General features: G+C 70.8%; 11 protein-coding genes. 3 read left to right on the forward strand and 8 right to left on the reverse strand.

Annotated elements, in window-relative coordinates; translation table 11 throughout:
• Positions 1-1,317, forward strand: a 1,317-nt coding sequence (locus tag CCN51_RS42915) for an outer membrane protein assembly factor BamB family protein (RefSeq protein ID WP_211303304.1), incomplete at its 5' end; no start/stop codon positions are given.
• 127 nt (positions 1,318-1,444) lie between these two features.
• Here the strand turns inward: CCN51_RS42915 and hisF are convergent.
• The 8 genes from hisF to hisD all read right to left on the reverse strand — a co-directional run bounded on the left by hisF (position 1,445) and on the right by hisD (position 7,256).
• Complete coding sequence (gene hisF / locus CCN51_RS42920) at positions 1,445-2,218, reverse strand: imidazole glycerol phosphate synthase subunit HisF (RefSeq protein WP_014180484.1); 774 nt, start codon at positions 2,216-2,218, stop codon at positions 1,445-1,447.
• Entirely contained in the window at positions 2,215-2,622 is a 408-nt protein-coding gene (locus tag CCN51_RS42925; RefSeq protein WP_014180483.1) for a RidA family protein, read from the reverse strand. The genes hisF and CCN51_RS42925 overlap by 4 nt, the downstream gene beginning before the upstream one ends.
• Entirely contained in the window at positions 2,619-3,350 is a 732-nt protein-coding gene (gene priA / locus CCN51_RS42930; protein WP_014180482.1) for a bifunctional 1-(5-phosphoribosyl)-5-((5-phosphoribosylamino)methylideneamino)imidazole-4-carboxamide isomerase/phosphoribosylanthranilate isomerase PriA, read from the reverse strand. The genes CCN51_RS42925 and priA overlap by 4 nt, the downstream gene beginning before the upstream one ends.
• A gap of 61 nt (positions 3,351-3,411) precedes the next feature.
• Positions 3,412-4,068 (reverse strand): imidazole glycerol phosphate synthase subunit HisH, encoded by a 657-nt coding sequence (hisH, locus tag CCN51_RS42935; RefSeq protein WP_014180481.1) that lies wholly within the window; start codon positions 4,066-4,068, stop codon positions 3,412-3,414.
• Positions 4,065-4,229: a hypothetical protein gene (locus CCN51_RS56155; RefSeq protein WP_014180480.1), complete on the reverse strand. Its 165-nt coding sequence runs from the start codon at positions 4,227-4,229 to the stop codon at positions 4,065-4,067. Before CCN51_RS56155 ends, hisH begins: the two co-directional genes overlap by 4 nt.
• Entirely contained in the window at positions 4,226-4,819 is a 594-nt protein-coding gene (gene hisB, locus CCN51_RS42940) for an imidazoleglycerol-phosphate dehydratase HisB (RefSeq protein ID WP_014180479.1), read from the reverse strand. The genes CCN51_RS56155 and hisB overlap by 4 nt, the downstream gene beginning before the upstream one ends.
• Complete coding sequence (locus tag CCN51_RS42945) at positions 4,816-5,934, reverse strand: histidinol-phosphate transaminase (RefSeq protein ID WP_014180478.1); 1,119 nt, start codon at positions 5,932-5,934, stop codon at positions 4,816-4,818. Before CCN51_RS42945 ends, hisB begins: the two co-directional genes overlap by 4 nt.
• Complete coding sequence (hisD, locus tag CCN51_RS42950) at positions 5,931-7,256, reverse strand: histidinol dehydrogenase (protein ID WP_014180477.1); 1,326 nt, start codon at positions 7,254-7,256, stop codon at positions 5,931-5,933. The genes CCN51_RS42945 and hisD overlap by 4 nt, the downstream gene beginning before the upstream one ends.
• A gap of 169 nt (positions 7,257-7,425) precedes the next feature.
• Between hisD and CCN51_RS42955 the strand changes: the two genes are divergently transcribed.
• Positions 7,426-9,021 (forward strand): hypothetical protein, encoded by a 1,596-nt coding sequence (locus tag CCN51_RS42955; RefSeq protein ID WP_014180476.1) that lies wholly within the window; start codon positions 7,426-7,428, stop codon positions 9,019-9,021.
• 33 nt (positions 9,022-9,054) lie between these two features.
• A partial coding sequence (locus CCN51_RS42960) for an LON peptidase substrate-binding domain-containing protein (protein WP_170061365.1) occupies positions 9,055-9,505 on the forward strand: 451 nt, incomplete at its 3' end.

Raw genomic sequence — 9,505 nt, forward strand, 5'->3', positions numbered from 1 at the left:
GTCGCAACCTTGCCCCCGCCCGCGCCCGCGCCCGCGCCCGTGCGTCGCGGCGGGGGCAAGGTTGCGACCGTCATCGCCATGGTCGTGCTGTTGCTGGCGGGCGGCATGGCGGTCGCGCTGTCCAAGCACAGCAGCTCCGGCTCCGACAGCTCCGGCGGCCCCGCGGCGAACCAGTCATCGCCCCCGGCCCATGCGCTGCACCAGAAGTGGCAAGCGGAACTGCCCAAGTCGCACGTCCGGGGCAACCTCAGCGGGCTGCCCGCGCTGTGGACGACCGACCGCGGCCCCGTCTACGCCGACGACAACGGCGTACGCGCCTTCGACCCGGAGACCGGCAAGAAGCTGTGGACGGTGAAGACGCCCAAGGGGGCGAGCGAGGTCTGCGCCATCGCTCCGCAGCCGAACTCCGATGGCGTGGGCGCCGCCGTCTACGACGCGGGCGGCAACGACTGTGCGTTCCTCGTCGTCTTCGACACGGAGACCGGAAAGACGCTGTGGTCGAAGAACCTGTCGAGCGGCTACAAGACGGTCGCGCCGCACGTCGAGGTCAGCGAGGACACGGTGGTCACCGGTATCGGCGGAGTGGCGGCGTACTCCATCTCCCACAAGGGCACCAAGGTGTGGACGCTGTACTCACGCGGCCGCGACTGCGGGAACGACATCGACTGGTCGTCGGGCTACCTGGCCGCCTCCAGCAGTTGCAGCGACGCCAAACCCGAGAACCAGCTGAGCATCCATGATCTGCGGTACGGGGACGTCTGGAAGTTCCCGAACGAGAAGCGGGACGTGGAGCAGGTGCTGGGGGACGATCCGCTGACCCTGGTCCTGGCCGAGCAGGAGGGCAACGACGACCCCAAGCGCACGCTGCAGACCTACACGAAGGACGGAAAGCCCGACAAGGCCTTCCCCCTCACGGGCGCGCTCAAGGACCTCCAGTTCGGCGCCACCACTACCGACCGGGACAGCTCGGTGCTGCTGTCCTACTACGACACCACCTCGGGCATGGCGGCCACCGACCTCAAGACCGGCAAGGTGCTGTGGTCCAAGCGGCAGACGAGGCAGGTAGGCATGGAGGACGGCAAGGTGATCGCGCTCAGGGCCCCCAAGATGCCGGCGCAGGATCCGACGCTCGTCTCCCTCGGGCTGCGGGACGGCGCGGAGGAGTCCCGGGGCGTGCTGTACACGCCGAAGCATTCGCTGCAGCTCATGGACGCGATGAGCGCCGGCGCCTGGGATGACACGCTCTATGTGATCGGCAGTCCGCTCGACGACCCCCAGGGCAAGCTCGTCCTGCGCGCCTTCGACATCGGGCGCTGAGGGCTCTGAAGTGCGCTGAGGGCCCTGAGGGCGCTGAGGCGGGCCGTAACGGAGCGAGGACCGGACACCCGGCCCGGTCCTCGCCCGGCCGCGGCCCAGGCCTGTAGGCCCACAGCCGCGCCGGGTGCTACAGCCGCACCGGGTGCCCCGCCTCCCGCAACGCCTCCTTGACCTGGCCGATGCGCAGATCGCCGAAGTGGAAGACGGAGGCCGCGAGCACCGCGTCCGCACCCGCGGCGATCGCCGGGGAGAAGTCGGCGAGCTTCCCGGCGCCGCCGCTGGCGATGACGGGGACTGTGACATGCTTGCGCACCGCCTCGACCATGGCGGTGTCGTAGCCGTCCTTGGTGCCGTCGGCGTCCATCGAGTTCAGCAGGATCTCCCCCGCGCCCAGCTCGGCGGCGCGGTGGGCCCATTCGACGGCGTCGATGCCGGTGCCGCGGCGGCCGCCGTGGGTGGTGACCTCGTAGCCGGACGGGGTGACCGTGCCCTCACCGCAGCGGCGGGCGTCGACGGACAGCACCAGGACCTGGCTGCCGAAGCGCTCGGCGATCTCCCTGATCAGCTCGGGGCGGGCGATGGCGGCAGTGTTGACGCCGACCTTGTCGGCGCCGGCCCGCAGCAGCTTGTCGACGTCCTCCGCGGTGCGCACGCCGCCGCCCACGGTGAGCGGGATGAAGACCTGCTCGGCGGTGCGGCGCACCACGTCGTACGTGGTCTCGCGGTTGCCCGAGGAGGCCGTGATGTCGAGGAAGGTCAGCTCGTCGGCGCCCTCCTCGCCGTAGATCTTGGCCATCTCGACGGGGTCGCCGGCGTCCCGCAGGTTCTGGAAGTTGACTCCCTTGACGACCCGGCCGTTGTCCACGTCCAGGCAGGGGATGACTCGGACCGCCAGGGTCATGACGCTAGGGCTCCTCGGAATGCTTCTACTTCGACTTCCACCAGGACGCGCGAGTCGACGAAGCCGGACACCACGACGAGGGTCGCGGCGGGGCGTACGGCGTCGAAGAGCTCCTTGTGTGCGCGGCCCACCTCGTCCACATCGCGCGCGTGGGTGAGGTACATACGGGTACGGATGACCGATTCGACGCCGAGGTCGAACTTCCGCAGCGCGTCCAGCGCGTTACGGAAGGCCGCCAGCGTCTGTTCGTACGGATCGCCCTCGCCCTGCAGGACTCCGCCCACCAGCGGCATCGTCCCGGCGACCAGGACCCGGTCGCCGGCCGCGACGGCCCTGGCGAAGCCGATGGTCTCTTCCCAGGGGCTGTCCGCCTGGACCCGCCGCACGCTCTCGGGTGAGGTCATACGGATACCGCCTCCAACGCCTCTTCCAGGGTGAACGCCTTGGCGTAGAGGGCCTTGCCGACGATGGCGCCCTCCACACCCTCCGGTACCAGGGTCGCAAGGACGCGCAGATCGTCAAGGGAGGAAACGCCGCCGGAGGCGACGACCGGCTTGTCGGTGGCCGCGCAGACGTTCTTCAGCAGCTCCACGTTGGGGCCCTGGAGGGTGCCGTCCTTGGCGATGTCGGTGACGACGTAGCGGGCGCAGCCCTCGGAGTCCAGGCGGGCCAGCGTCTCGTACAGATCGCCGCCGTCGCGGGTCCAGCCGCGGCCGCGCAGGGTGGTGCCGCGGACGTCGAGGCCGACCGCGATCCGGTCCCCGAACTCGGCGATGACCTTGGCGACCCACTCCGGGGACTCCAGCGCGGCGGTGCCGAGGTTGACGCGGGTGCAGCCGGTGGCGAGGGCGGCGGCGAGCGAGGCGTCGTCGCGGATGCCTCCGGAGAGCTCGACCTTGATGTCCATGGTGCGCACGACCTCGGCGATCCGCTCGCGGTTGTCGCCGGTGCCGAAGGCCGCGTCGAGGTCCACCAGGTGCAGCCACTCGGCGCCCGCCCGCTGCCAGGTGAGGGCGGCCTCCAGCGGGTCGCCGTAGGACGTCTCGGAGCCGGACTCGCCGTGGACGAGGCGGACGGCCTGGCCGTCGCGGACGTCGACGGCGGGGAGGAGTTCGAGGCGGTGCGTGCTCATGGGAGACCTTACGGTGAGGTGCGGGCTGGTACGGGAAGGCCAGGGCGGGTCGGGCCGCCGGTCAGAGCGTGTCGAGCCAGTTGCGCAGCAGCTGCGCTCCGGCGTCGCCGGACTTCTCGGGATGGAACTGGGTCGCCCACAGCGGCCCGTTCTCGACCGCGGCGACGAACGGCTCGCCGTGCGTGGCCCAGGTGACCTTGGGGGCGCGGATGTTCGGGTTGGTCACTTCGAGCTCCCAGGTGCGGACCGCGTAGGAGTGCACGAAGTAGTAGCGGGCGTCCTCGTCCAGGCCCGCGAAGAGCTGGGAGTCCTCGGGCGCCTTGACCGTGTTCCACCCCATGTGGGGGACGACGGGGGCGTTGAGCTGCTCGACGGTGCCCGGCCATTCGTCCAGGCCCTCGGCCTCGACGCCGTGCTCGATACCGCGCCCGAAGAGGATCTGCATACCGACGCAGATGCCCATCACCGGCCGCCCGCCGGCCAGCCGGCGCCCCACGAGCCAGTCGCCGCGGGCCTCGCGCAGCCCCTTCATACAGGCGGCGAAGGCGCCTACGCCGGGGACCAGGAGGCCGTCGGCGGCGGTGGCGCGGTCGTAGTCACGGGTGATCTCGACGTCCGCGCCGACGTGGGCGAGGGCCCGCTCGGCGGACCGTACATTGCCGAAGCCGTAGTCGAAGACGACGACCTTCTTGGCGGCCTTCTTGGCGCCCGCGGTCAATTCCACACCTCCAGCCGAAGGATTCCGGCCATGAGTGACATCGCCGCGCCGATGCCGAGCAGCACGATGACGCTCTTGGGCAGGCCCTGCTTGACGAAGGAGTAGACCCCGCCGAGCAGAAACAGACCGAGAACGATAAAGGCAGTAGAGAGACCGCTCACAGGGCGCCCTTCGTGGAGGGAAGAATTCCGGCGGCCCGCGGATCGCGCTCGCTCGCATAGCGCAGCGCCCGCGCCAGCGCCTTGAACTGGCATTCGACGATGTGGTGGGCGTTGCGCCCGTACGGGACGTGGACATGCAGGGCGATCTGCGCCTGTGCGACGAAGGACTCCAGGATGTGCCGGGTCATCGTCGTGTCGTAGGTGCCAATCATCGGTGCCATGTTCTCCGGCTCGCTGTGCACCAGATACGGGCGGCCCGAGAGGTCGACGGTCACCTGGGCCAGCGACTCGTCCAGCGGCACCGTGCAGTTGCCGAAGCGGTAGATCCCCACCTTGTCGCCGAGCGCCTGCTTGAAGGCGGCGCCGAGCGCGAGAGCGGTGTCCTCGATGGTGTGGTGGGTGTCGATGTGCAGGTCGCCCTCGGTCTTGACGGTGAGGTCGAAGAGGCCGTGGCGGCCGAGCTGGTCGAGCATGTGGTCGTAGAAGCCGACACCCGTCGACACGTCTACCTTCCCGACGCCGTCGAGGTCGATCTCGACGACGACCGAGGTTTCCTTGGTGGTGCGCTCCACACGGCCCACGCGGGTCATGCGCTTGTCTCCTTCATCAGTTCGCGGACCGCGTCGAGGAACGCGTCGTTCTCGGCCGGGGTGCCCGCGGTGACCCGCAGCATGCCCGGTACGCCCAGGTCACGGACCAGGACCCCCCGCTCCAGCAGGGCCTGCCACGCCGCCTGGGCGTCCTCGAAGCGGCCGAACTGTACGAAGTTGGCGTCCGACTCGGTCACCTCGCAGCCGAGTGCGCGCAGCTCGCGCACCAGCCGGTCGCGCTCGGCCTTGAGCGCCTCGACGTACCCGAGCAGGGTATCGGTGTGCTCGAGGGCGGCCAGCGCGGTGGCCTGGGTGACGGTGGACAGGTGGTAGGGCAGACGGACCAGCTGGACGGCGTCCACCACCGCCGGGTCGGCGGCGAGGTAGCCGAGCCGCAGCCCGGCCGCGCCGAACGCCTTGGACATCGTCCGGGAAAGGACCAGCCGCGGCCGTCCCTCGATCAGCGGAAGCAGCGAGGGGCGGTGGCTGAACTCCCCGTACGCCTCGTCGATCACCACCAGCGCCCCGGCCGCCTTCGCCCGCGCCCTCTGGGCCGCGTCGTGGAGGGCCAGAACGGTCTCGGCCTCGACGGCGGTGCCGGTCGGGTTGTTCGGCGAGGTGATGAAGACGACGTCGGGGCGGTGCTCGGTGATGGCCGCGCAGGCCGCGTCGACATCGATGGTGTAGTCCGCGTTCCGCGGGCCGGAGATCCAGCCGGTGCCGGTGCCGCGGGAGATCAGCGCATGCATCGAGTACGAGGGTTCGAAGCCGATGGCGGTGCGTCCGGGCCCGCCGAAGGTCTGCAGCAGCTGCTGAAGCACCTCGTTCGAACCGTTGGCGGCCCACACATTGGCCACGCCGACCTCGTGGCCGGCGGTGCGGGTCAGATACTTCGCGAGCTCCGTGCGCAGCTCGATCGCGTCCCGGTCCGGGTAGCGGTTGAGGTGGCGGGCCGCCTCGGCGACCCGCTCGGAGATCCGGGCCACCAGCGTCTCGGGCAGCTCGTACGGGTTCTCGTTGGTGTTCAGCCGTACGGGTACGTCCAGCTGGGGGGCGCCGTACGGGGACTTGCCGCGCAGCTCGTCCCTGATGGGGAGATCGTCGATCCGGGTCACTTGTCCCCTGGCACCTTCCAGTCGAACCTTGCCTTCACCGCGGCGCCGTGGGCGGGCAGATCCTCCGCCTCGGCGAGCGTCACCACATGGCCGGCGACCTCCGCCAGCGCCTCCCGCGTGTAGTCCACGACATGGATGCCGCGCAGGAAGGACTGCACCGACAGCCCCGAGGAGTGACAGGCGCAGCCGCCCGTGGGCAGCACGTGGTTGGACCCGGCCGCGTAGTCGCCGAGGCTGACGGGCGCGTACGGACCGACGAAGACCGCCCCGGCGTTCCGCACCCGGGCCGCGACCGCCGCCGCGTCCCTGGTCTGGATCTCCAGGTGCTCGGCGGCGTACGCGTCCACGACCGCGAGGCCCTGGTCGATGCCGTCGACCAGCACGATGCCGGACTGCCGCCCGGTCAGCGCCGGGCGGATCCGGTCCTCGACGTGCCTGGTCGCGGCGACCTGCGCCTCCAGCTCCTTCTCGACCGCCGCGGCCAGCTCCTCGGAGTCGGTGACGAGCACCGAGGCGGCCAGCGGGTCGTGCTCGGCCTGGCTGATCAGGTCGGCGGCGACATGCACCGGGTCGGCGGTGGCGTCGGCGAGGATCGCGATCTCGGTCGGGCCGGCCTCGGCGTCGATGCCGATGCGCCCCTTGAGCAGCCGCTTGGCCGCGGCCACCCAGATGTTCCCGGGCCCGGTGACCAGGGAGACCGGGCGGCACTCCTCGGTGCCGTACGCGAACATGGCGATGGCCTGGGCGCCGCCCGCCGCGTACACCTCGTCCACGCCCAGCAGCGCACACGCCGCCAGGATGGTGGGGTGCGGCAGCCCGTCGAAGTCACGCTGGGGCGGCGAGGCGACGGCCATCGAGCCGACCCCGGCCTCCTGTGCGGGCACCACATTCATCACAACGGAGGACGGATAGACGGACCGGCCGCCCGGCACATAGAGCCCCACCCGCTCGACCGGCACCCAGCGCTCGGTGACCGTGCCGCCCGGCACGACCTGCGTGGTGTGGTCGGCGCGGCGCTGCTCGCGGTGGACCAGCCGGGCGCGCCGGATGGACTCCTCCAGGGCGGCCCGCACGGCCGGGTCCAGCTCCTCAAGGGCGCGCGTCAGGGCCTCCTGGGGCACCCGCACCCGCTCGATGGTCACTCCGTCGAACCGCTGCGCGTAGTCGATCAGCGCCGCGGTGCCGCGATGGCGCACGTCGTCGCAGATCGGCCGCACCTTCTCAAGGGCGGCCTCGACGTCGAGCTCGGCACGGGGCAACAGGTCGCGGTCGATCCCGCCCTCCGGGAAGGCGGCACCGCGCAGATCGATACGGGAGATCACGCGATCAATTGTCTCAGACCCGCACCGGCGGCCTGCCCCCCGTATCAGTGAGTGATACGTACCCCCTAAGTTGACCTTGGAAGTTGACCCTGACCGCAAGCGTTCAAGCGGTTACTCAACGGGCATGGGGATCCGTACGGGGGTACGGAGAACAGGAGGGGACACGGCTGTGACCGAGCCACGCGACGGCGATCCACCCCCCGGGCTCGACCTGACCACCGCGGAGTGGGGCATGTGGCAGGCGTTCCGCAACGGCAGCACCCACGATCTGCGCACCTCCCACCCCCAGCGCAACGACCCCTCCGGCCCCTACGCCTGGGGCCCCGAGCGCAGTGTGCGCGCCCGGGTCGTGGCCCTGCTGCTGCTCGACGGCCCTCCCCCGCAGCCGGGCCGGGTCGCCGCGCTCAAGCTCAACGGGGTGCACATCACGGGCACGCTCGACCTGGCCGGCGGCACCGTCGAGCCGTATGTGGAGATGAAGAACTGCCGCTTCGAGCAGGAGGTGCTGCTCCCCGAAGCCCACTTCACCACCCTCCGGCTGGTGGGCTGCGCCCTGCCCCGGCTGGAGGCGGCCCGGGTGCGCACCGAGGGCGATCTGCATCTGCCGCGCTGTGTCGTGGAGCACGGCATCCGGCTCACCGACGCCCATATAGGCACGGATCTGCTGCTCAACCAGTTAGTGGTGCGCCGGGACCGGCGCGGCCAGTCGATCAGCGCCGACGGACTGACCGTCGGCCAGGACCTCCAGGCCGAGATGATCGAGTCACACGGCGAGCTGAGCATGCGCGGTGCGCAGATCGGCGTGTCGCTCAGCCTGCGCGGCGCCCAGCTGCACAATCCGTACGGGCGCCGGGCGCTGAACGCCCCGCAGCTGACCGTCGAGCGCAGCCTCTACCTCACCGCCGCCGGGGTGAGCAGCTACGGCAGCGGTTCCACCCCGCCGTACGGCACCAGCAACACGCCGACGCGCGGGACGCGTATCCAGCGCTTCGAATGCGAGGGCGGGATCCGCCTGGACGACGGGCGGTTCAATGACGCGGTCGACTTCGACCAGGCCCGCTTCGTCATGGAGAACGACCAGGAGCTCTCGCTGCGCCGCATCCAGACACCCGAGCTGCGGTTCGTCGGGGAGCGGCCGCAGCGCGGACGGGTGATCCTCTCCGGTGCGCGGGTGGTCAACCTGGTCGACAAATCGGTCAGCTGGCCGGGCCCCGGCGGGCTGACCATGGCGGGCTTCTCCTACGAGTGTCTGATCCCGGTCGGCCACTTCCCGCTCTCCCGGCGGCTGGAGTGGGTGGCGGCCGCGACCCCGGAGTTCTCCCGGGGGCCGTACGAGATGCTCGCCACGGCGATGCGCACCAGCGGCGAGGACGCGGAGGCGCGCGAGGTGCTGCTCGCCAAGGAGCGGCGGCGCCGCGAGACGCTGCCGCCGGCCGGAAAACTCTGGGGATATCTCCAGGACTGGACCGTGGCCTACGGCTACCGCCCCGGCCGGGCTGCGGTGTGGATGGCGGTGCTCTGGGCGATCGGCTCGGTGTTCTTCGCCCACAACCGGCCGGACCCCATCAAGCCGGGCGAGTCGCCGAACTGGAACGCCTCGCTGTACACCCTCGACCTGCTGCTCCCGGTGATCGACCTGGGCCAGGACGGCTACTGGAAACCTGACGGCGCGGTCCAATGGGCGGCCATCGTGATGGTCATGCTCGGCTGGATCCTGGCCACCACAGTCGCCGCCGGAGCCTCCCGGCTGCTGCGCCGCCAGTGATCGGGGCGCGCGGGGCCATTAGGCTTAACGCCCGTGACCTCCGCGCGCCTACCGCTCTTCCCACTGAACACGGTGCTGTTCCCGGGGCTCGTCATGCCCCTGAACGTCTTCGAGCAGCGGTATCGCGCCATGATGCGCGAACTGTTGGCAATGCCCGAAGACGCACCGCGCCGCTTCGGTGTCATCGCCATCCGGGACGGCCGCGAGGTCGCGCCGACGGCAATCGGCCTCCCGGACCCCACCGCCGACCCCGAGCGCGGCGCCGCGGCCGGGTTCGGGCCTGAGCCGATGAAGTCCTTCCACGCGGTGGGGTGTGTCGCGGACGCGGCCACCATCCGGGAGCAGAAGGACGGCACCTTCGAAGTGCTCGCCACCGGCACCACTCGCTTCGAACTGCGCTCGGTCGACGCCTCGGGCCCGTATCTGACGGCCGAGATCGACGAGCTCGACGAGAAGCCGGGCGACGGGGCCGGGGCGCTGGCCT

This window comes from Streptomyces milbemycinicus, assembly GCF_002154605.1.
GTDB lineage: Bacteria > Actinomycetota > Actinomycetes > Streptomycetales > Streptomycetaceae > Streptomyces > Streptomyces milbemycinicus.

What these genes read in the sequence shown, in the direction of transcription:
- hisF (WP_014180484.1), bottom strand. Translation starts at nt 2,218, where the DNA reads ATGACCCTGGCGGTCCGAGTCATCCCCTGCCTGGACGTGGACAACGGC.
- CCN51_RS42925 (WP_014180483.1), bottom strand. Translation starts at nt 2,622, where the DNA reads ATGACCTCACCCGAGAGCGTGCGGCGGGTCCAGGCGGACAGCCCCTGG.
- priA (WP_014180482.1), bottom strand. Translation starts at nt 3,350, where the DNA reads ATGAGCACGCACCGCCTCGAACTCCTCCCCGCCGTCGACGTCCGCGAC.
- hisB (WP_014180479.1), bottom strand. Translation starts at nt 4,819, where the DNA reads ATGACCCGCGTGGGCCGTGTGGAGCGCACCACCAAGGAAACCTCGGTC.